Source organism: Neptuniibacter marinus, from assembly GCF_001597725.1.
Taxonomy (GTDB): domain Bacteria; phylum Pseudomonadota; class Gammaproteobacteria; order Pseudomonadales; family Balneatricaceae; genus Neptuniibacter; species Neptuniibacter marinus.
This window is the reverse complement of record NZ_LUTR01000108.1, coordinates 1-238: the sequence shown is the minus strand read 5'-3', so window position 1 is coordinate 238 and position 238 is coordinate 1. Positions and strand designations below refer to the sequence as shown.

Here is a 238-nt window from a genome sequence, read left to right as displayed (position 1 = left end):
GGAGACGGGTCAGTCAAGTCATCCGCAGGTACATATACCGCCTGTACGGACGTGATAGAACCAGTCTTAGTTGACGTGATACGCTCCTGTAGTACACCCATCTCTTCTGCAAGAGTTGGCTGGTAACCTACTGCTGAAGGCATACGACCTAGCAGAGCTGATACTTCAGTACCAGCAAGCGTGTAACGGTAGATGTTATCAACGAACAGTAGAACGTCACGACCTTCGTCACGGAAAC

1 pseudogene is annotated in these 238 nt (G+C 50.0%); it reads right to left on the bottom strand.

Going from position 1 to position 238, the window contains the following annotated elements:
- A pseudogene (locus A3774_RS16245) lies at positions 1–238 on the bottom strand (F0F1 ATP synthase subunit beta); the annotation flags it as partial.